Here is a 22,156-nt window from a genome sequence, read left to right as displayed (position 1 = left end):
TGGTCTAATTAGCCAGCTTTCGTGTTTTTACAACAAATATCCATGATAAGAAAATCGCTCGTAACAGGAGGTCAATCAGAATCGACAGCCAGACGCCTGCGATTCCTAAACCGAGCACCTGACCTAAAACGATAACTCCTAAAACGCGCAGCCCCCACATCCCAACCACTGTGGAGTAGAGAGGAGACTTAGTATCCCCCAAGCCCTGCAGTGCGCCAGCCATTATTAAAGAAACGGCCAATCCTGGCTGGTTGAAAGAATCTATTTTCAAGGCGATAACGACCTGTTGGATTGCTTCGATGTCTTTGGTGAATAGAGAAGCAAAACTCGGACCTCCGACAAATAAGATAATGCCCAGCAGGGACATGATGGCAATTCCATAGGCAGAGCTGAGAAATGCGACTCTTCTGGTTCTAGTAATATCTCCCTTACCTAAGGCTTGACCAATCAGGACAGCCACTGCTGTTGCAAGCCCGTAAGCAGGCATATAGGTAAAACTCTCGATATTGCCTGCAATCATGTGAGAGGCGTAAACGGTCGTCCCTAGTCCAACTATCAAACTGAAATAAACAACCTGTCCCAAACGCATGACCAAACGTTCCGTGGCAGCAGGTAGGGTTAATTCTATCATTTCCTTGGTTTTTCCAATATGGAAAAGCTGGCTTGGAGCAAATGCCAAGTCTGTCTTTTGGACCTTCCGATAGAGTAGGACAGTCCCAAGCAACCGTGCCAAAACAGTTCCTAGAGCAGTACCTACAATCCCCAAACCTGACCAAGGACCAATACCAAAAATCAAGAGATAATCTAAACCCACATTAAAAACATTGGTCAACAGACTGATTTTCATAGGAGAAACTGTATCGCCAGATGCCCGCAGAAATGTTCCAAAAATAGTCATCAGGGATTGGAAAATCGTCAAGCCCCCAACCCAGTAGAAAAAGACTTGACTGCCAGCTAAAGTCTCTGTATCTGCCCCCATCAAGACCAGCATCTGTTTCCCAAAAACAAGCGATAAGAAACCAAATACCAATCCTGTTCCTAAAGACAAAACTACCGCTTGACGAACCTGATAGGTGACCATTTCCTTGTCTTCCGCACCAATCGAACGTGCAATAAGAGCTGTCGCTCCCACCCCTAAAGCTACATAGACAGCTAAATAGACATTCAAAATTGTATTGGCTAGTCCAACTGCTGTCACTGCCACTAAGCCTAACTGGGCAATCAAAAGGGTATCCACAAAACCGACTAAGGTCTGAAAAATATTTTCCACCGTAGCTGGTAAGGCTAGTCTAATAATTTCTGCTCCTATGCCTTTCTCTTTCATAAACACTCCTTATTATTTGTAATAATTATAAATAAATGATATAAATAATTCAACTATTTATAACAATTATAAAATAGAAAAAACAAGAAACAGGCTGAAAAAGATCTAATGCTTGATCCTACAGCAGTCTCTTAGACTACAAAAACAAGTCCGAAATCCATCGGACTTGCTTTCACTATATAGCCCTCGTTATTCTAACTCGGGGATAAATTAGTACACTGTACTACGAAAGAATAAGTCTGGAAGCCTCCAGACTTATTCTTACTATAACCCTCGCTATGCTAGCTCGGGGATAAAACAGTTCACCGGACATTGAAAAACAAGTCTGGAGATTTCCAGACTTGTTTTTACTATAACCCTCACTATGCTAGCTCGGGGATAAATTAGTACACTATACTAAGAAAAAATAAGTCTGGAAGCCTCCAGACTTATTCTTACTATAACCCTCGTTATTCTAACTCGGGGATAAAACAGTCCACTGGACTGTTTTATTTTTTCAAGTTGTAGAATGAGTTCAAGCCTTTGTAGACTGCAACTTCACCCAATTGATCTTCGATGCGAAGCAATTGGTTGTATTTAGCGATACGGTCTGTACGTGACAATGAACCTGTCTTGATTTGGCCAGCGTTTGTTGCAACTGCGATGTCAGCGATTGTTGAATCTTCAGTTTCACCTGAACGGTGTGATACAACGGCAGTGTAGCCAGCTTCTTTAGCCATTTCGATAGCTTCGAATGTTTCAGTAAGTGTACCGATTTGGTTAACTTTGATAAGGATTGAGTTAGCTGCACCTTCTTTGATACCACGTGCAAGGTAGTCAGTGTTTGTTACGAAGAAGTCGTCACCAACCAATTGAACGCGTTTGCCAAGACGCTCAGTAAGAGCTTTCCAGCCATCCCAGTCGTTTTCATCCATACCATCTTCGATAGTGATGATTGGGTATTTGTTAACCAATTCTTCAAGGTAATCGATTTGCTCTGCAGATGTACGAACAGCAGCGCCTTCGCCTTCGAATTTAGTGTAGTCGTAAACTTTACGCTCTTTGTCGTAGAACTCAGATGACGCACAGTCGAAACCGATCATGATGCCGTTTTCGCCAGCTTCGTAACCAGCAGCTTCGATAGCTTCGATGATTGTTTCAACACCGTCTTCAGTTCCTTCGAACTTAGGAGCGAAACCACCTTCGTCACCAACAGCTGTTACCAAACCACGAGCTTTCAAGATTTTCTTCAAAGCGTGGAATACTTCAGCACCCCAACGAAGACCTTCTTTGAATGAAGGAGCGCCAACTGGCAAGATCATGAATTCTTGGAAAGCGATTGGAGCGTCTGAGTGAGAACCACCGTTGATGATGTTCATCATTGGAGTTGGCAATACTTTAGTGTTGAATCCACCAAGGTAAGTGTAAAGTGGCACTTCAAGGTAGTCAGCAGCTGCACGCGCAACAGCGATAGAAACACCGAGGATTGCGTTTGCACCCAATTTACCTTTGTTAGGAGTACCGTCAAGAGCGATCATAGCGCGGTCGATAGCTTGTTGATCACGAACGTCATAACCGATGATAGCGTCAGCAATCACGTTATTTACGTTGTCAACAGCTTTTTGAGTACCAAGACCAAGGTAACGAGATTTGTCACCATCGCGAAGCTCAACTGCTTCGTGCTCACCAGTAGAAGCTCCTGAAGGAACCATACCACGTCCGAAAGCACCTGATTCAGTGTAAACTTCAACTTCAAGTGTAGGGTTACCGCGTGAGTCAAGGACTTCGCGAGCGTAAACATCAGTAATAATTGACATTATATTACTCTCCTTTGAGTTTAAAATAGTTACACTGCTATCATACCTTAAAATAGGGTATTTTTCAAGAAAAAACAAATATTTTACTGAAAGAAAATGTGTAAACGCTTGCCTTTGCAAACTAGACAGTTTATGCTATACTTTTCTCATGACAGATTTGAATACTAACCTACTCCAAAAAGCCTCTGGCGAAACCCGCCTCAACCCTGATGAACAACGTCTTTATATGAATACGTTCAGAGAACGTGTTCTATTAATCGTGACCTTTGAAGAAATTCAGCAGCCCTTTCTTCAAACTAATTTTCATGTTTTAGCCAGTCAACTTAGTTCTCACTATAGCCCGCTCTTTCTCAAATTGGCTCCGACCTTACCAGATAGCATCCAGATTCGCTTAATGAAGGAGGCCCAAGACTTGGGAATCACGACTTCTATCATCGATGAAAAGACTGCTAATTGTCCTTATGCGCTTGTCTTTCATACAGATCATGCCGTAGATAAAGAAGACGTTAGTTTAGAAGCAGTACTTCCAAATTTTATCTCTCAAGAAGAAAAAAAGGAAGATGCGAAGCCTTCCTTCTGGAAAAAAATATTTGGATAGACTGATGTGTTAATTAGCTGCAATAAATACAAGAATGAAAATAACTCCGGTTAGAAACAGGACCCCAAGAAACCGTCCCAACTCATTTTTTTCATTGAAAAAGAACATTGCTCCATTTGCCTTTATTACATTCGTTTCCGTTCCTCTTTCGTTCTCTGAAAGTCTCATAACGGACACTAGCTTTGCAATACAAATAAAAATAAATAAAATGATGGCCACATATTTCACTAATTCCATCTTTGTTGGCCCCCTAACTGAAGAATTCTTGCTACCTGTTCTGCTGTGCGGATCAGGTTTTTTTCTGCACTTTTGAGCGTATTTTCCAAGCTCTCAACACTTGCGATAATCGGAAAGGCGGCGCAGATATTTTCAAAAGGAAAATCAGGAAGATCATCCTTTAGGCTACCGCAAATCGCAATGATTGGAATATCATCTGGGGTCCGGCGAGCGACACCGATTGGAGTCTTACCTGCCAAACTTTGTGCATCCATCCGCCCTTCGCCTACAATGACTAAATCAGCTTCAAGGACACGTTCGTCAAAGTCAAGCTGGTCCAAAACAAAATCTATACCTTTTTGAATGCGGGCACCAGCGAACTGCACTAGCCCTGCCGCCATACCTCCTCCAGCACCTGCTCCTGCTAACTCAAGTATCACAGGATTAACAAGGTTATAAAAGGATACCATTTCTCCGTCTACACGCTCAAACTCAGTAGAGACCATACCTTTCTGACCTGCAAAAACATTGGTGGCACCATGAGGACCACAAAGAGGATTATCCACATCCGTCACCAAATCAATCTTAACCTGCGATAAGTCTACAAGTAAATCTTCTGTGGAAAAACTGACAATCTTTCCTAAATTAGCACCAATAGCCTCAACCTCTATTCCTTCATAATCGTAGAATTTCACTCCAAGAGCTGATGCCATACCAATGCCACCATCATGACTGGCAGAACCACCTACTCCAATGAAGATGCGTTGTACACCATTCTGAACAAGATGTACAATTAGCTCACCAATCCCATGTGTTTTGATAAAAAGTGGATTTCTTTTGCCAATTGGAATACTTGCAAGTCCAACAATTTCAGCCATTTCAAAAACTGCAAGATCATCCTTCATCGCATAGCGAATGTTGATCTTGTCTCCAAATGGACCTGTCACCTTCGTCTGTCTTTTTTCGAGCTGTAAGGCTTGAATGAGACTATCCACAGTCCCCTCACCACCATCTCCTAAGGGAAGTAAGTCATAACTAGCTTTTGGATAAATCTTGGAAAATCCCTTTTGTATAGCTTCGGCAACCTGTATCGCTGAAAGAGACTCCTTGAATGAATCTGGGGCAATCACTATATGCATATCCATCCCTCCTTTATACATAAATTATAGCATTCTATTTCTGTCCTTTCAAGAAGATTTCCCGCAAATTACCACTACTCAGCCATATTTGCACTAGTCCACTCACCACGCGCATCAGTGTAGTTGAGAAAAATGAGTGTGTTGCCTACATAAGCACAATATCAAGTCTGACAAAAGATTTCATCTTGATAAAAACTCCAACAGGTCACATCAATTTGAAATTGAAAGACATAATTAGTATTGAACTTGTAGAGGAGGTGCTCTATGAATCAGCTTGAGTTTCAGCGTAATCACCTGCAAATGGACTATTACAGTGAGAGCTACCAAGATTTTGAACGTGACTTCTACCGCTACTCCAATATGAATATTCCATTGACCTTCTTGACCGATGATATCCTCAAAACAATGGCGACTTCTCGTAAGAATTACTTTGTCCTAAATAAGGAAAAAGCTAGAGATAATCGTGATCACTTCTTCATTTTTGAGGTAAGTACCATAGATGAAAATCCGCTAATCTATCATTATACATATAAGAAAACTACAACATATTTAGCAGAAAAATAGGAGCAGTTCAATTGACTGTTCCTATTTTTAATCTTCATAAAATCTCAAGTCTTTATACTCTTTAACAATGGAGTCGCCAGCCAGAACAGACTATACTGACCAGCGACTACCTAAAATTTAATGTTTCAGCTTAATTTTCTTATCTCTAATTTCATAAACTACATCAGCTACATTTTCGAGTAATCGTTTATCGTGGGTGATAAACACGATAGTTCCGGTGTACTCCTTCATTAGTATTTCCAAAGCCTCTAAACTTGGTATGTCAAGGAAGTTACTGGGTTCATCCATTATTAGGATGTTATATCTACCCATGAGCATTTTAGCAAGCAACAATTTTATAATTTCTCCACCGCTTAAAACAGATAAGCTTTTTCCAATATCGTTCTGTTTGAACCCCATAGATGCTAGCACAGAACGAATTTCTGATATATTGTAATCACAATCCTTCTGCATAAACTCCATAACATTCTGATTACTGTTGTACTTGTAACCATTCTGTGCAAAGTAACCTATTTTTGCCTTAGGTGAAATAGAAATTCCTTCTTCATGGTTTAAGATCATTTGGATTAAAGTTGTTTTTCCGGTTCCATTACCACCCGTTAATGCCACTTTTGCTCCTAGCGGAATTTGAAAAGATGCATTTTCAAACAGTGCCTTATCCCCAAATACTTTATTAATTTCCGCACCGACTATAGGGTATGGATTATGGAGCTCCAATGCTTTACTTTGCCTGAAACGAATTCTGCGAATGCCTTCCGGAGCTTCTACTTTTCCTAATGCCGCAATCCTGTTCTCTAGGGATTTAGCGGCATTATGCATCTTTTTTTCCTTACTTCCTATTGATTTTTGATGAGCTAAACGCCCTCCGCCTTCAGTACTTTTTTTCTTTGAAGAACCTTTTGCCTTCTGTTCTATTTTACGAGCCTGTTTTCGCTTTTCCTCCGCAGCCCTTTCCAATCGAGCACGTTCCGCAATAAATTGTTCGTATTCTGCAGCTTGTCTCTTACGTTCTTCCTCTTTCTGACGAAGATAATCAGAATAGTTTCCCCAATACTCAGTGATTTTGCCATCTTTCAGTTCCCATATTTTATCTACTATTTCATCAAGAAAATAGCGGTCATGGCTAATAACTAACAGTGCACCTGTAAAATATTTTAGCTGTCCTATTAGAAAATCAATTCCTTCACGGTCTAAATGGCTCGTAGGTTCATCCGCTAAAATACCATGAACCTGTGCCGATAAGGCCTGTGCTATTTTAAGCCTTGTTTCTTCACCACCGCTCATGGTCTGTATATTTAATTGCTCAACACCTAGCTTGCCTACAAGCGCAAAATCTTTTTCCTCCTGCAGAGTTACTTCGTCCAACTGGGGAATATAGGCAAGTTCACCCAGATGATTCATTTTACATCCTGGGGGAATTAATTCTCCTAAAAGTACCTTGAATAAAGTGCTTTTTCCTGCACCATTTGCTCCTACTAAACCAATACGGTCATAATCATATACTTCTAATTCATTTATATCTAAAACATCGTGTCCTTTGAATTCCACACGAATGTCTTTTGCTTTTAATATTAATTCCATAACATTTCCTCCTGTCTATAATCGCATGCTTTCATTTGCTTGTACGCAGGAAAAACCCTGCGATTTTAGCAGGAAGAATTACATGAAAATAAGATACATAAATATCCCTCCAATATTGTTTATTTTAAATCTAATTTTCTAATCTCATTTATCATTGGGCAAACTATTGCAATGCAAATAATTAAAATACCTGATAGTAAAAACCAATGATTTACACCGATTCTATCAGCAAAGAATCCAGAAAGAATTAACCCAATTGGCATAGCAAGAGACATGATACTTCCAGTTAAAGAAAATACACGTCCTAAATATTCAGGCTTTATTTTCTCCTGAAAAAGAGCTGTTTGTACACCGCTGTAAAACGGAACCGAAAGCCCCATTATTGCACAGCAAACTACAAAAATGAAAAATCCACTTTGGGGAAGTAATCCTGAAATGGTTAAGCTTATCCCCATCATAAAAATGGATGCCGTTATTAATAAGATTCGCTTTTGGTAATTCCCAAATAACCCTAATAATAGACCCCCTATCAACATTCCAGATGCAAAGGAAATTTCCGTAATAGAAATATGCACAGGTGTTCCATTAAAGTAATCCATGCTAATTAAAGGGAATAGTGCATTAATTGGCATATAAACAAACATATATAATGTTCCAACGAGTAATAAAGCAAATAATCCTTTATTTTGCCGTAGTACAGCCATTCCTTCTTTCATTTCTCTTATGAAATTTGGGTCCAAACTTTGCACGCGATCACCCAGCTTAGGAATACGTACAAATGCTACCGTAATAGATGCAATCACAGCACCCAATACATCGATGGCAATAATAGCATTTAGTTCCCAAACGGAGTATAAGAGTGCTGCAACCGCCGGACTAACAATATAGCTTATAGACTGCAAAGACTGACTATAGCCTGCACATTTCGTAAGCTGTTCTTCTGGTACTAAAAGTGGCGTAACCGCATTGAGAGCCGGGGTGTGAAAAGCTGTTCCAATGCTACGGATAAACAATACTATCATAACCATCCAGACAGGTAGCTCCATATAGAATGCAACAATAGTAAGCACCGAACCAGCTGCTGCGATAATTAAATCAGCACCAATCATTATCTTCTTCCTATCATGACGATCCACTAGCACACCAATTGCAGGTCCAAAGACCGCATAGGGTAAAAAACCTAATAGTGAAGCCATAGACAAGACCATCGCGGATCCAGTTTTTTCTGTAAGGTAAAAAATAATCGCCATTTGCAAGATGGCACTAGTGATTAATGATAGTGCTTGCCCTGCCCATATTGTATAAAACTTAAGTTTCCAATTGTTGTATTTTTCCATTTATATTATCTCCTGCATATTATTTTGCTTGAATTTCTATTTTGAATAGCATTCTAGGCAATAAAAAAGCCTATCATCGGGTATAGATTCTGCTTTTCTTATTGCCAGCTTATCTTAAACGCATTGAGGCTGTCATAGTTTCGGTTCATCCTACATCTTTGTTTATATCAATTTATAGTATAACACAACAAGATGATATGTTCAATATAAAAGTTATGGAATGAGTCTCATACTTCCAATTCGATGCCAGATTTAAAGGATATGACGAAGTGTTCTTCATAGACTGTAACGCTCTGGATTATCTTCCTTAGTAGCAAGCGATTAGCTTTCACAAAATCTTCTGTTTGTAGTTTTAAAAATTCATCAGGATTTTCTAACTCAACCTCAAAATATTTCATTTTACATTCCCTCATTTCATTTATTGATAAATTGAGTTTACAAAAAAGAGTGGACAATTTTTGTCTACTCTTAACCTTTAAAATAGTTTTTTTTAATCGATTTGAAGTTGCCTAAATTATTACTTATTCGGTAAAATGAAGTATTGCTTTCAACAGATTTCCTTCAACTACACTTCACTTGATTCAAACAAGGTGGGTACATTTCTATTCCCACAAACTCCTTGTCAATGGAAACAAACACGTACCCACAGGGTAAATGGAAATAGAAACTGATAATTTCTAGCTATCACTTCTACTCATTCCAAAAATTTTCTCACTCTGATACTTACCCACCATAAAGCAAAAAGCCTTGCAACAAAGGCTTTTCATTATCCCTTTCGTTCCAAGGTTTCTAGGCTTTTACGAGCAGTGCGACACACTCGACGTGATGCGTACTCGGAAATAAATCAGTCGGCTGGACTTTGGTCAATCTATACCCCAACTCTTCATAAAGTTTAATATCACGCGCCATCGTTGCCACGTTACAAGAAATATAGACGATCTTATCTGGTTTGACAGATACACTTGCTTTGATAAAGCTTTCTGTCAGACCTTTTCGTGGTGGGTCAACAAAAATCACAGTTGGCTTGACTCCATCTGTCACCCATTTTTGCATAGCTGACTCTGCACTATCGCAGACATAGGTAACATTATCAATCCCATTTCTAGCAGCATTTTTCTGGCTATCAAGGATAGCCTTTTCAACGACTTCAACACCATAAACATGCTTGACCTGTCTCGCAAAAGATAGACCGATAGTACCGATACCTGAATAGGCATCAATTACAACATCCTCTGATGATAAAGCCGCGAAATCAATAGCCGTTTGGTAAAGCTTTTCTGCCATTTCCGTATTGACTTGATAGAACGACGGAGCTGAAATCTCAAATTCGTTACCTAGCATGGTATCCACAATGGTTTCACTACCATACAAAAGACGGAATTCTTGCCCAAAAATCGCATTGGTATTCTGGTCATTTATGTTCTGTATGATAGAAACAAGATTTGGAAATTGATTTGTCAAACGTTCAATCAGAGTTTCAACACGGAAAATCTTAGGTCTAGTTGTTACGAGAATCAACATCAATTGACCTGAATAGTGACCACGACGGACAACAATATTTCTGATAAGCCCTGTTTGTTCTTTTTCATCGTAAGGCTTCAAGTCTAATTTTCTCAACAGGTCACGAGTTGCAAGGATCAAGGCATCAATTTCTTTGTGTTGGATATAAAAATCTTCAATCGGAACTAAATCATGTGAATTTTTACGGAAAAAACCTGTTTCTAACTGACCATTGACACGACGAACTGGAACAGCAGCCTTATTACGATATGCAAGAGGATTGCCCATTCCAATCGTATCTGCAACTGTTATATCTGTCAAACCAGCAATCTTTCGCAGACAAGTTTCGACTTGCTTTTTCTTGAATTCCAACTGAGCTGGATAGGTTAAATGCCCCAAATCTGCAATACCCGTCCGTAAGTAAGTCAAATCAAGATTTTGGTTACGGTCTGGTGAAAAGCGCTGCCATTCCTCCACCTTACCAAACCCAATGTTTTTCTTAAGCTTTAGAATACGCATCGAAATCCTCTCACCCGGAAGGGCATTATCTACAAAAAAGACAAAACCGTCTAACTTTGCCACTCCCTGTCCTTCATGAGTCAGGTCTACAATTTCTACTTCAACAATATCATTTTTCTTTAACATAGTTCTACTTTCTATTTTGGCCACTAAAAAAGTGACCGAAGTCACTTTCTAGTATATCATATTTCCTACCTGAAACCTAGCTCAGCCAAGCGTTGCTTGTATTTCTCAAAATCAATCTTTAGACCCGAACCGCCATAAATATCGTATTCATCAACCCAGTCTCCATTTTCTGGAACGGTGGCACGTTCAACCCCATTTGCTCCATCCATTGCTACAAAAATTCCATTAGTCATCAAAAAGCTACCCGGAACATTCGTAGAAGTGAGAGCATAAACTTTTCCTGCTGCTTCTGATCCTGTAAAAAGTTTAGTCGGATCTTTAATCTGCGTAAAAATCGCTGCCATAACTTGCTGTTGACGTTTCGTACGACCATAATCACCTTCATCATCCTTACGAAAACGAGCATAGTTTAACAAGGTACGACCATCCATTTGTTGTAAACCAACGGAGATTGTTTGATTCGGTACAACCCCATTTTCCATATTTAAATCATCTGGAACTTCAACCGAGCTAACGGTCATTCCGTCTATAGTCGAAAACTGAGCATCAATTGTTACGCCATTCGGAAAGAGAGTATCAATCGCTGTTGCAAAGGTAGAAAAGTCAATCATAGCATAATATTGAATATCTATATCGAAATTCTCCTTTAGAACCTGACGAACATTTTCAGCACCTTGACCATTATTCTGCTCTCCAAAGGTATAGGCTGTATTGAGCTTGTAATCATAGCCACCTATATCAATCAAGGTATCTCGCATAAAGCTGACCATTTTGACTTTATTGTCACTATTATTCACATTTAAGACCATAATAGAATCGGTTCGAGTCATTTCAGAAGTTTCTCCAACTCGGCCATCGGTTCCCAAAATCAAGATATTGATACCATCTGAAGTCGCCTCTCCATTGAATAGTTCAGCTTTAGGATGATCTGAAACACTGGAATATCCCTTATAGAACATAAATCCAAGTGAACCAATAAAAAGTATGATTGAAATGAGTAAAATCCAGAAAATTCGCTTAAGAAACCTAAACCGTTTTTTAGGCCGCTTTGGTTTCGTCTTCGGTAAAGCAGGGGCCACAAATGATTTCTGTCTCTGCTTTTTCTTTCTTCGACTTTCCTTCGGATACGGTGGTAAAAGCAATTCTTCTTCCCAGTCCGGGACAGCCGCATCCTCAAAATAAACATGTTCTTGTTCTTCTTGAATATTAGGCTGATTTTGAGAAACTTCTTCCATATCTGCTGCATAACTAGCCTTATATTCTAGATATTCTAATTCTCTTTTTTCCTTATCATTCAAATAGTGAATGTTCTTCCGGAGATAATCTAATCGTAATTCCTCATGATGATTGAGGTTTTCACTATTTCTCGTCATAATTCTTTCCTTACTTTACCCAGCTTGATAGACCAAGTAGTCCCCTAAAATTTTATAAGAAATTCCGAGACTTGTCAATTCTTGTAAGGCAAAGCTGAGCAGTTCAGCTCGTTGATTCTCTGCATCAATAATGAAGAAATACTCTCCTAATGCTGTTTTGAGTGGACGGCTTTCAATCTTGGTTAAGTCAATGCCGCGCCAAGCAAAGACAGACATTGCCTTGTACAAGGCACCAGGGAGATTATCTGGCAAGGTCAAGGCCAAGGAAACCTTTCTCTCTTTTTCTATCAGTTGAAGAGTAGGAGCTTGGTGACCTAAGAGCCAAAACCTAGTAAAATTCTGGCTAATTTCCTGAATATCCTTGGCAATAACTTCCAATCCATATTCCTCTGCTGCTGCTTGGGGAGCAATGGCTGCGTATGGTTTCTCTGGATGTTCCGCTACAAAACGTGCCGCGTAGGCAGTACTGGCTGTCATTTCTAAGCTTGCCTGCGGATAATGCTCCTGAACGTATTTCTTACCTTGGGCAATGGCTTGCGGGTGCGAATAGATAACTTCGATTGACTTGTCTGCACTCGTTGCTAAAAGTTGTTGAGCAATGGGTTGAACAACCTCCGCAACCGCATGGATTTCCGCCTGATGAAAGAGGTAATCAATAGTCTCGTGGACACTACCTTCGATGGAATTTTCCACAGGGATAACAGCATAGTCTACTTGTCCTGCCTCATAGGCCTTGATAACCTCGGTAATGGTTGTGAAAGCCAACAAGTCTTCGGTCGGAAAAGCCTGCTGGGCTACTTGATGCGTAAAGGACCCGCGTGGCCCCAAATAAGCTACATACATTTGATAATCCTTGCTATTTCTTCTGGGCTTCGGTTGTCAGTGTTCACCACCAGATCCGCTAGCCCTTGGTAAAGATTCATCCGTTCTTTATACATGGCTTGAAATTCTTCCCTGGAGGTACGAAGAAAGAGGGGACGTTGGGATTGGCTGTCCTTCTGAATCCGCTCATAGACCACATCAAAAGAAGCTGCCAAAAGGACATTGTACTTACGATTGGCCCGCAGGAGTTCTCTATTCTTCTCTGAAATCACAACACCGCCACCTGTTGAGATGACAATATCACCTTCCAAACCTAAGAGTTCCTCCAAGGTTTCCGATTCCAACTTGCGAAAGGCTGGCTCTCCTTCTTGAGCAAAAAAGTCTGAAATGGACACACCGATTTTTTTCTCGATAATGGTGTCCATATCGTAAAGTGGCTTATTCAAACAGCGGGCAACCGTTGTCTTGCCAGCCCCCATAAATCCCAATAAGATGATTCCCACTTGCTACTCCTCTATCAAACTGTTCAAATGGTCAAAGAAGGCTGGGTAGCTAGTATTGATCGCTTCAGCCCGTTCCAAGACAACCTCGCCACTCTCTGCCAAGAGGGCCGCAATAGCTGTCATCATGCCAATCCGGTGGTCGCCAAAGGTGTTGACAGTCGCACCGTGTAAGTTAGTTTTTCCATGGATAATCATACCGTCTGCGATCGGCTCAATGTTTGCTCCCATGCTATTGAGGGCGTCGGCCACCACTTGAATACGATCGGTTTCCTTGACTTTCAGCTCCTCCGCATCCCGAATGACCGTTGTACCATTAGCCTGAGTGGCTAGGAGGGCAATGATTGGCAATTCGTCAATCAAGCGTGGAATCAAATCACCTGCAATCTCGGTCCCTTGCAAGTCTGACGTTTCCACCGTAATGGTCGCAGATTTGGCCAGCTCATCCACATGAGACAGGCTAATCTTGCCTCCCATAGCTTTAATCACATCCAAAATCCCAGTCCGCGTTTCATTGATGCCGACATTCTCCAGAACAATCGTAGAATTCGGCACCACCAGACCAGCGACCAGCCAAAAGGCCGCACTGGAAATATCGCCCGGCACCGTAATCTCCTGAGCTGTAAATTCCTGGCCACCTTGGATACGGATTTCCTTGCCATTGACCGTCAACTCCCCGCCAAACTGGACAATCATATCTTCCGTGTGGTTGCGGGTCAACTCTTTCTCGACGATGACACTTTCCCCTTCAGCCTGTAAGGCTGCAAATAGCAGAGCAGACTTGACTTGGGCAGATGCGACAGGCAGTTGGTAATGGATTGCTTGTAACTTCTTGCTGCCCTTGATGACCAGAGGTGGCAAATCACGCTCGGTCTGTCCAGCGATTTCGACACCCATTTCTTGTAGCGGAATGGTCACTCGGTCCATAGGCCGCTTAGAAAGCGAATCATCACCAAACATGGTCGCTTCAAAATCCTGACCTGCCAAAACGCCAGAAATCAAGCGAATAGAGGTGCCTGAGTTACCCATGTCCAAGTGATTTTTGGGAGCCTGTAAGCCCTCAAAACCAACACCGTGGACCTCCACCACATCGCCCTTGTCCTCGATAGTGACACCCAGATCACGAAAGACCTGCATGGTGGACAAGACATCCTCCCCACGCAAGATATCATGGACGCGGGTCACCCCCTTGGCCAAGGAGCCAAAGATAATGGAACGGTGACTGATTGACTTATCACCTGGAACGCGAATTATTCCGCTTAATTTATTTACATTTGTTCTTAATTGCATAGCCTTACCTCAAAACAGTCTTGTCTCTATTCTACCATATTTTCAAGGAATTTTCAGATTTGTATGACAATTCCTGATAGAAACCAAGACGTATTCCGCAAAATAGTCAGAATTTACTGTAAATTTACTCTAAATACCCAACTAAGAGTTTCAATCTAGCTAGAATCATGATATAATTGAAGGAATTATGAAGAAATAAGGAGATTTTCCCGTGTTTACACCTATTAGTGAAAAAATTGACATCAATCAAGTGAGAGAACATTCAAAACTGTCCCCTGAAACCCTTGCTAAAAAGGAAGCCCGTGACCGTGAGCTTGAAGCAATTCTGAGAGGAGAAGATGACCGGCTACTTCTAGTGATTGGGCCTTGCTCTTCTGATAATGAAGAGGCTGTCTTGGACTATGCCCACCGCTTAGCTAAACTCCAAGAGGAAGTAAAGGATAAGATTTTTATGGTTATGCGAGTCTATACTGCAAAACCACGCACCAATGGTGACGGCTACAAGGGCCTCATGCACCAACCAGATACAGATGCCGCACCAAGCTTGATTAACGGTATCAAGGCTGTACGTAATTTGCACTACCGCGTCATTACGGAAACTGGCTTGACGACTGCAGACGAAATGCTCTATCCAGAAAACCTGCCTCTTGTTGATGACTTGGTTTCCTACATCGCAGTGGGAGCTCGCTCTGTTGAAAACCAGCAGCACCGCTTTGTAGCCTCTGGTATCGATGTCCCAACAGGCTTGAAAAACCCTACTTCAGGCAACCTAAAAGTCATGTTCAATGGAATTTTTGCTGCTCAGAAGAAACAGTCCTTTCTCTTCAATAATGCTGAGGTTGAGACATCTGGCAACCCCCTGGCCCATGTTATCCTGCGTGGTGCAGTCAATGAAAACGGAAAATACCTACCAAACTACTACTATGATAATCTGTTGGAAACCATTGACCTCTACGATCAATTTGGCTTGAAAAATCCATTCATTATCATTGATACCAACCATGATAACTCTGGGAAAAACTACCTAGAACAAATCCGCATCGTTCGCCAAACCTTGATTAACCGCGATTGGAATGAATCGATCCGCAAATATGTTCGCGGATTTATGATTGAATCCTACATCGAAGACGGCCGTCAAGACAATCCAGATATTTATGGAAAATCCATTACGGATCCATGTTTGGGTTGGGAAAAAACGCAAGAACTCATCCGAGAAATGTACAATAGATAGGACAAGATTATGGGAATCCACAAGCGAAGCACCAGTTTAGATATTGAGAAAGTAAAAGAACTCTCCAAGTTAGAAGGGGAGTTCCTAGCCGCAAAAAATCAGCGTGATGAAGAATTGAAAGGCATTATTCGAGGTGAAGATGACCGACTACTCTTGGTCATTGGCCCCTGCTCTTCTGATAACGAAGAGGCTGTTTTGGAATACGCAAACCGTTTGTCCAAGCTTCAAGAAGAAGTCAAAGACAAAATCTTCATGGTCATGCGGGTTTATACAGCCAAACCCCGCACCAACGGAGAAGGCTATAAGGGCCTGGTTCATCAGCCAGATACTTCTAAACTACCAGACCTCATCAACGGAATCGCTGCTGTTCGGAACCTGCACTACCGTGTCATTACAGAAACTGGCTTGACCACCGCAGATGAAATGCTCTACTCTGCCAACTACCCTCTGGTAGAAGACTTGGTATCTTATCATGCCATTGGAGCCCGTTCTGTTGAAGACCAAGAACACCGTTTCGTTGCATCTGGTATTGATATGCCGACAGGGATGAAAAACCCTACTTCAGGCAACCTAACTGTCATGTTCAATGCCATTTACGCCGCACAAAACAAGCAGAATTTTATCTACCGTGACGCCGAAGTCGATACTGACGGAAATCCTTTGGCCCATGCGATCTTACGTGGTGCCAATACAGAGCAAGGAAGCTACGAGCCAAACTACTACTATGATATTCTTTTGAAAACTATCAAGCAATACGAGCAATTTGGCCTGAAACATCCCTTTATCGTGATTGATACCAACCATGACAATTCTGGAAAAAACTATCTGGAACAAATTCGCATCGTCCGCCAAACCTTAATTAACCGAGACTGGAACGAAGCCATTCGCAAGTCTGTTCGTGGATTTATGATTGAGTCCTACTTAGAAGACGGTCGTCAAGATAGCCCTGAGGTATTTGGGAAATCCATCACCGATCCATGCTTGGGCTGGGACAAAACAGAAGCCCTTATCCGCGAAATCCACCAGACCCTATAAAGCTACTCAGCAAATCAAAGAAGATAAGAATTGGAGGAAGTAAATGAATATTGACGGACATACCCGCCTTGCCGCCGTAGTCGCCAAGCCTATTAAACATTCTATTTCCCCCTTCATTCATAATCTAGCCTTTGAAGAAACAGGAGTAAATGGTGTCTATCTGGCTTGGGAAATTCCTGAGGAAGACTTGGCTGTCACACTTGAGAATATCAAACGCTACGACATGTTTGGAATCAATCTCTCCATGCCCTACAAACAGGCTGTTATCCCCTTCCTTGATGACCTTACACCAGTAGCTGACCTGATTGGAGCAGTCAATACAGTTATCCATCAGAACGGTCAATTGGTCGGACACAATACTGACGGTATGGGATTTTTCAAGAGTTTGGAAAAGCTGGCGTCCTTTCAAGTGCAGAACAAGACACTGACCATTCTTGGTGCTGGAGGAGCTTCTACTGCTATTATCGCTCAAGCAGCCTTAAGTGGAGCAAAAGAGATTATCATTTTCAGTCGCAGCCAAAGTTTAGAAAGACACCAAGCGACTGCTCATAGGATTTCTCAGGCAACTGCTACTCCCATCCAAGTCCTCCCCATTGAAGATGCACAACTACTACAAGAACACATCCGTCGTTCTGAACTCTTGGTCAATGGAACCAGTGTCGGCATGGACGGAAAAACACTACCAATCCACTCCACCGCCCAATTTCCTGAGAATATGCTGGTGGCTGATGTCATTTACCAACCCTTTGAAACACCATTGTTGAAACTAGCCCAGTCACAAGGCAATCCAACCATCAACGGTTTAGGAATGTTATTATTTCAAGCCGCAGAAGCTTTCAAATCCTGGACTGGAAAAGAGATGCCAACAGACATGATTTGGGACAAATTGGTAGAAAAATACAAGATTAGATAGAGAGGAACAAGGATGAAACTACGCGTCAACCTTCCCCATAATCCATATGATATTCTCATTGAAAAAGGAAGCCTAGCAACCATCGGAAGCTGGGTCAGTCAACTTTGGCAACCTCAAAAAATTGCCATTATAACCGACGACCATGTCGCCTCCCTCTATCTCACTACTGTCACATCCAGCCTAGAGCAAGCCGGTTTTGAGACCATTGTTTTCGAGTTTCCAGAAGGTGAAGCTTCAAAAAATCTAGACACTGTCAACCAGGCCTATGAATTCCTGGTAAAAAATGGTATGACCCGAAGTGACGGCATTATCGCCCTCGGCGGCGGGGTGGTAGGAGATTTGGCTGGTTTCGTAGCATCCACCTATATGCGTGGCATCCACTTCCTCCAAGTTCCTACCAGTCTCACAGCCCAGGTCGATTCTTCTATCGGTGGAAAAACTGGCGTGAACACTCCATTTGCTAAAAATATGGTAGGTACCTTCTGTCAACCAGACGGAGTACTCATTGATCCAGATACCCTCAAAACTCTTGGCAAACGAGAACTGATTGAAGGAATGGGCGAGGTTGTTAAATACGGTCTCATTGATGATGTTGAACTCTGGGAAACCCTAGACCAACTAGATGGTTCTATCGAGAGCATTCTAGAAAATGCTGACTACATCATCTACCACTCCTGCGAAGTCAAACGCAAGGTAGTCGTTGAAGACGAGCTCGATAACGGAGTCCGCCTCTATCTCAACTTTGGCCATACGATCGGTCATGCCATCGAAGCTACCGCTGGCTACGGTCAAGTCATGCACGGTGAGGCTGTAGCAATCGGCATGGTACAGATTTCACGGATTGCCGAAAAGAAAGGCCTGATGCCAGCTGGAATAACTGAAAAGATTGTCGCCATGTGTGAAAAATTCGGACTACCAACTGTTCATGAATCTTGGAATAAGGAAGAACTCTATGCAGCCCTAACTCATGATAAAAAAGCACGAGGCAAGACCATCAAACTTGTCATCGTCCCTCAATTAGGACAGGCTGCTATCCACCAAATTCCAATAGAAGAAATGCTGGACTACCTAGAAAAATAACAAAAAGACTGAGGGTTTGCGTGTACTGACCCCAAAAAGTTAGACAAAAAATATTATTGAAAGGATTTGGTTCTGTACTGTACAGGACTAAGTCCTTTTAGCTTTGCTTTAATGCGTTTATTATTGTAGAAAAAAATATAATCAGTGATAGCTTGTTCCAGTTGATCCAGAGACTTGAAATTCTTCTCAAATCCGTAAAACATTTCTGTTTTCAAGACGCCAAAGAAGGACTCCATCATTCCGTTATCCGTGCTAGTTCCCTTGCGAGACATGGAAGGACGTATGCCTTTGCTGGCAAGAAAATGATGATAGACTTCATGTTGGTATTGCCAACCTTGGTCACTATGGAGAATGGTAGTTGGGTAAGTTTCCTCAGGAAAGGCCTTCTCAAGCATAGTCTTGACTTGTACGAGGTTGGGAGAACGTGACAAGGTAAAATCAACAATTTCGCTATTATAGCCATCCAGAACAGGCGACAAATAGAGTTTTTCAGAATAATTAGGCAAGGCAAATTCGGTCACATCTGTATAACACTTCTCAAAAGGTTTAGTTCCTTCAAAGGATCCCCTAATCAGATTTGGAGCTTTCTTTCCCACTTCCCCCTTGTAGGACTTGTGTTTCTTGCGCTTACGGATACGAGCAGCCAATCCTAAGTCTTTCATCAGCCGCTGTACTTTCTTGTGGTTGACAGAAAATCCACGATTTCTTAACTCAAGGTGAATACGACGGTAACCATAGTTTCCCTTATGTTCATCATAAATAGCTTGAATTTCAACCTTTAGCTCCTTATCTTTATCGGGTTTATCCAGTTGGTTGACATGATAGTAATAGGTGGAGGGAACTAATTGAGAAATATTCAGCAGTATATCTAGTCGGAATCCTTCTGCGACCATCTCTCTAACTGTTTGAGCCTTTCTTGCTCTCTGGCTTCGTCCCTTAAACGAAGCTCCCTCAACTTTTTTAGGTAAGCCACCTCAGTGCGTAAGCATTCATTTTCCTCCTGAAGTCGCTCTAACTCCGTCATCTCTTCCCAGTTTTTCTTTGGTTTACGCCCCATCTTTGGTGGCCTCCCTCTTGTTTTCTCAACAATAGTATACCCGTTTTTCTTGTATTGTGCTATCCAATTTGGAAGAGCATAGTCAAGCGAGACGGAGAGAACTGACTGCTTATCAAGAAGTACTTTGTCAATCATCTCCTGCTTTAGTTCTGGAGGATAATAGGTGTTCTTACCTTTCTTGACAATGTTTATTCCATACCGATCAATCAGTCTAACCATATATTGGATAACAGATTCTGCAATAGTAAACTGTTTTGATAAGGAATTGAGGGAGTTACCATTTTGCCGTAACTCATAAATTTGGACTTTGTCTTCATAACTTAATTTCATAAAAATAGCACCCCATAAGTTAGATTTTTTCATTCTAACTTTTGGGGTGCGGTTCAGCGTGATCCCTTAGTCTTTTTGTTGTTCATTCATTACAACATCAATTCATCATCGATGAGTGTTTCTCCGCTGTTTTTGTGGAAAAGGTCCATTAAGTCTTGCACCGTCAGGTCTTTCTTTTCTTCCCCACGGACGTCGACAACGATTTGTCCACGGTGGAGCATGACCAGACGGTTGCCGTACTGGATAGCATTTTCCATATTGTGTGTAATCATCAAGGCAGTCAACTGGTGACTTTCGACGATTTTCTTAGTCAGTTCCATGACCATATCACTGGTTTTAGGGTCAAGAGCCGCTGTATGCTCGTCCAAGAGGAGCACCTTTGGTTTGACCAAGGAAGCCATAAGCAAGGTCAGGGCCTGGCGTTGTCCTCCTGATAGGAACTGGGTATCCACCTTCATCCGATTTTCAAGACCCAGCCCAAGTTCTTTCAAGGATTCTTGGAAAATCTTGCGTTCGCTGTCCTTAACACCCCAACTCAAGCCACGTGAAAGACCACGACGGTAGGCAATAGCCATATTTTCTTCGATACTCAAGCGTGAGGCAGTTCCCATTTTAGGATCTTGGAAGACCCGACTGATGTACTTGGCACGCTTAGCAGCCGGTACGGATTTAATGGATTTGCCTTCCAGTAAAATGTCTCCCTGGTCAACCGTCAGGGTACCTGCCAAGGTGTTCATCAAGGTTGACTTGCCGGCACCATTTCCTCCGATAATGGAGATGAAGTCGCCTTCTGCAACGTCTAGGTTCATGCCACGCAAGACGTGGTTTTCATTGATTGTCCCAGCCTCAAAAGTCTTATGGACATCTTTAATCGATAAAATACTTGTCATCTTGTCCTCCTTCTAGGCTGCATCTGTCAATTTGGGACGACGAATCTTCAACTTCTTCTGCAATTCAGGTACAAAGAGTACAACAGCCAAGAGAATAGCTGAGAAGAGTTTCACAAGGTCAGCATCCATACCTGGAATTTCCAAAATGGTCAGGATAATCAAGCGGTAGATGACCGCACCAAGTACCACGGAAGCCAAGCGTTGTCCAATTTTCAAGTTTCGCAGGATCACCTCTGCAATGATCACAGATGCCAAACCGATAACAATGGTTCCTGTACCAGAGTTGAGGTCCGCATAGCCGTTGTTCTGGGTCAAGAGAGCTCCACAGAGGGCGATCAGACCGTTTGACAACATATAGCCGTAAATCTTCATGCGGTCCACGTTGATGCCATTGGCCTCACTCATGGGAATATTGTCCCCTGTTGAACGAAGGGCCAAACCAACCTGGGTATTGAGCAAGAGGGTCAAGAGGATAATAACCACAATAACAAAGATAGTACCAATCACCAGAGCTGCATTTGTTTTGGACAAGCCAAACTCCTGCAACTGAGTTACTAAGGTTTCTTGCTTGAGTAAAGCAACGTTAGCTTTTCCCAATACCTTCAGGTTAATTGAGTATAGCCCCGTCAAGGTGACAATACCAGTCAACAGTGCGGGAATTTTCATCTTGGTATGCAAAAGGCCTGACACCAAACCTGCTAACATACCACCACCAAAAGCCAAAAGTGTTGCTAAGAGTGGATTGATTCCATTGACAATCCCTGTTGCACAGATAGCAGCACCGAGGGGATAAGCTCCCTCTGCTGTCAAATCTGCAATATCTAAAATACGAAATGTCAGGTAAACCCCAATGGCCATAATGGACCACAGCAGTCCCTGCGAAATACTTGATAAAATAAGATCCACGATTTTTCTCCTTTTGAAGTCCTAACGTT

Annotated in this window: 21 protein-coding genes and 1 pseudogene; 7 read left to right on the top strand and 15 right to left on the bottom strand. The window is 41.9% G+C overall.

The window, feature by feature from the left end:
• Positions 1–4: 4 nt before the first annotated feature.
• Positions 5–1,324: an MATE family efflux transporter gene (locus tag AC4CS8_RS03975; RefSeq protein WP_493893646.1), complete on the bottom strand. Its 1,320-nt coding sequence runs from the start codon at positions 1,322–1,324 to the stop codon at positions 5–7.
• 488 nt (positions 1,325–1,812) lie between these two features.
• Positions 1,813–3,120 (bottom strand): surface-displayed alpha-enolase, encoded by a 1,308-nt coding sequence (gene eno, locus AC4CS8_RS03970; RefSeq protein WP_099871461.1) that lies wholly within the window; start codon positions 3,118–3,120, stop codon positions 1,813–1,815.
• Between the two features lie 148 nt (positions 3,121–3,268).
• Here eno and AC4CS8_RS03965 point away from each other — a divergent pair, with 148 nt between their 5' ends.
• Positions 3,269–3,718, top strand: a complete 450-nt coding sequence (locus tag AC4CS8_RS03965) for a DUF1694 domain-containing protein (protein ID WP_493893645.1) — start codon at positions 3,269–3,271, stop codon at positions 3,716–3,718.
• A gap of 9 nt (positions 3,719–3,727) precedes the next feature.
• On the opposite strand, the gene AC4CS8_RS03960 is transcribed toward AC4CS8_RS03965, so the two are convergent.
• Together AC4CS8_RS03960 and AC4CS8_RS03955 are read right to left on the bottom strand one after the other, a co-directional pair.
• The gene (locus AC4CS8_RS03960; RefSeq protein ID WP_493893644.1) at positions 3,728–3,955 is read right to left on the bottom strand and encodes a hypothetical protein; all 228 of its coding nucleotides are present in this window, start codon (positions 3,953–3,955) and stop codon (positions 3,728–3,730) included.
• Positions 3,946–5,073 carry a glycerate kinase family protein gene (locus AC4CS8_RS03955; RefSeq protein ID WP_493893643.1) on the bottom strand — a complete coding sequence of 376 codons (1,128 nt, stop codon included), beginning with the start codon at positions 5,071–5,073 and terminating at the stop codon, positions 3,946–3,948. Before AC4CS8_RS03955 ends, AC4CS8_RS03960 begins: the two co-directional genes overlap by 10 nt.
• Positions 5,074–5,129: 56 nt before the next feature.
• On the opposite strand from AC4CS8_RS03955, the pseudogene AC4CS8_RS03950 reads away from it, so the two are divergent.
• Both AC4CS8_RS03950 and AC4CS8_RS03945 read left to right on the top strand, forming a co-directional pair.
• Positions 5,130–5,351: pseudogene (locus AC4CS8_RS03950) on the top strand (hypothetical protein); the annotation flags it as partial.
• A complete protein-coding gene (locus tag AC4CS8_RS03945) occupies positions 5,338–5,637 on the top strand; it encodes a DUF5960 family protein (protein WP_222309124.1) in 300 nt (99 codons plus the stop codon). The pseudogene AC4CS8_RS03950 and the gene AC4CS8_RS03945, both read left to right, overlap by 14 nt.
• 117 nt (positions 5,638–5,754) lie before the next feature.
• Here the strand turns inward: AC4CS8_RS03945 and msr(D) are convergent, their stop codons facing one another.
• The 8 genes from msr(D) to aroA form a co-directional block, all read right to left on the bottom strand.
• Positions 5,755–7,218, bottom strand: a complete 1,464-nt coding sequence (msr(D), locus tag AC4CS8_RS03940) for an ABC-F type ribosomal protection protein Msr(D) (protein ID WP_044679108.1) — start codon at positions 7,216–7,218, stop codon at positions 5,755–5,757.
• A 119-nt stretch (positions 7,219–7,337) separates the two neighbouring features.
• The gene (gene mef(A), locus AC4CS8_RS03935) at positions 7,338–8,555 is read right to left on the bottom strand and encodes a macrolide efflux MFS transporter Mef(A) (protein ID WP_493893642.1); all 1,218 of its coding nucleotides are present in this window, start codon (positions 8,553–8,555) and stop codon (positions 7,338–7,340) included.
• A gap of 227 nt (positions 8,556–8,782) precedes the next feature.
• Positions 8,783–8,953: a hypothetical protein gene (locus tag AC4CS8_RS03930; protein WP_002941306.1), complete on the bottom strand. Its 171-nt coding sequence runs from the start codon at positions 8,951–8,953 to the stop codon at positions 8,783–8,785.
• A 391-nt stretch (positions 8,954–9,344) separates the two neighbouring features.
• Positions 9,345–10,700: a 23S rRNA (uracil(1939)-C(5))-methyltransferase RlmD gene (gene rlmD / locus AC4CS8_RS03925; RefSeq protein ID WP_493893641.1), complete on the bottom strand. Its 1,356-nt coding sequence runs from the start codon at positions 10,698–10,700 to the stop codon at positions 9,345–9,347.
• Positions 10,701–10,765: 65 nt separating this feature from the next.
• Positions 10,766–12,073, bottom strand: coding sequence for an LCP family protein (locus tag AC4CS8_RS03920; RefSeq protein WP_493893640.1), 1,308 nt, complete (start codon positions 12,071–12,073; stop codon positions 10,766–10,768).
• Positions 12,074–12,088: 15 nt separating this feature from the next.
• On the bottom strand, positions 12,089–12,916 hold the full coding sequence (gene pheA, locus AC4CS8_RS03915; protein ID WP_493893639.1) for a prephenate dehydratase: 828 nt from the start codon (positions 12,914–12,916) through the stop codon (positions 12,089–12,091).
• Complete coding sequence (locus tag AC4CS8_RS03910) at positions 12,907–13,398, bottom strand: shikimate kinase (RefSeq protein WP_493893638.1); 492 nt, start codon at positions 13,396–13,398, stop codon at positions 12,907–12,909. Before AC4CS8_RS03910 ends, pheA begins: the two co-directional genes overlap by 10 nt.
• A gap of 3 nt (positions 13,399–13,401) precedes the next feature.
• Positions 13,402–14,685 carry a 3-phosphoshikimate 1-carboxyvinyltransferase gene (aroA, locus tag AC4CS8_RS03905; protein ID WP_493893637.1) on the bottom strand — a complete coding sequence of 428 codons (1,284 nt, stop codon included), beginning with the start codon at positions 14,683–14,685 and terminating at the stop codon, positions 13,402–13,404.
• Positions 14,686–14,896: 211 nt separating this feature from the next.
• Between aroA and AC4CS8_RS03900 the strand changes: the two genes are divergently transcribed.
• From AC4CS8_RS03900 to aroB, 4 genes are read left to right on the top strand one after another with little or no spacing between them, the layout of a single operon-like run.
• Entirely contained in the window at positions 14,897–15,916 is a 1,020-nt protein-coding gene (locus AC4CS8_RS03900) for a 3-deoxy-7-phosphoheptulonate synthase (RefSeq protein WP_493893636.1), read from the top strand.
• 9 nt (positions 15,917–15,925) lie between these two features.
• The gene (locus tag AC4CS8_RS03895; protein ID WP_493893635.1) at positions 15,926–16,951 is read left to right on the top strand and encodes a 3-deoxy-7-phosphoheptulonate synthase; all 1,026 of its coding nucleotides are present in this window, start codon (positions 15,926–15,928) and stop codon (positions 16,949–16,951) included.
• Between the two features lie 43 nt (positions 16,952–16,994).
• Positions 16,995–17,864 (top strand): shikimate dehydrogenase, encoded by an 870-nt coding sequence (locus tag AC4CS8_RS03890; RefSeq protein WP_493893634.1) that lies wholly within the window; start codon positions 16,995–16,997, stop codon positions 17,862–17,864.
• 12 nt (positions 17,865–17,876) lie between these two features.
• A complete protein-coding gene (aroB, locus tag AC4CS8_RS03885) occupies positions 17,877–18,944 on the top strand; it encodes a 3-dehydroquinate synthase (protein ID WP_493893633.1) in 1,068 nt (355 codons plus the stop codon).
• A gap of 53 nt (positions 18,945–18,997) precedes the next feature.
• Here the strand turns inward: aroB and AC4CS8_RS03880 are convergent.
• The 3 genes from AC4CS8_RS03880 to AC4CS8_RS03870 all read right to left on the bottom strand — a co-directional run bounded on the left by AC4CS8_RS03880 (position 18,998) and on the right by AC4CS8_RS03870 (position 22,127).
• Positions 18,998–20,331 (bottom strand): IS3 family transposase gene (locus AC4CS8_RS03880; RefSeq protein ID WP_493893632.1). Its coding sequence is split into 2 segments (ribosomal slippage): positions 18,998–19,899 and positions 19,899–20,331, totalling 1,335 coding nucleotides; the frame shifts between segments, so codons are not numbered across the junction.
• A gap of 89 nt (positions 20,332–20,420) precedes the next feature.
• Entirely contained in the window at positions 20,421–21,221 is an 801-nt protein-coding gene (locus AC4CS8_RS03875; protein WP_493893631.1) for an ABC transporter ATP-binding protein, read from the bottom strand.
• Positions 21,222–21,233: 12 nt separating this feature from the next.
• The gene (locus AC4CS8_RS03870) at positions 21,234–22,127 is read right to left on the bottom strand and encodes an ABC transporter permease (protein WP_493893630.1); all 894 of its coding nucleotides are present in this window, start codon (positions 22,125–22,127) and stop codon (positions 21,234–21,236) included.
• Positions 22,128–22,156: the final 29 nt, after the last annotated feature.

This window comes from Streptococcus sp. NSSLK0004 (genome assembly GCF_059039125.1).
Note: the sequence above shows the minus strand (reverse complement) of the source record. Positions and strands in the feature narration are given on the sequence as shown.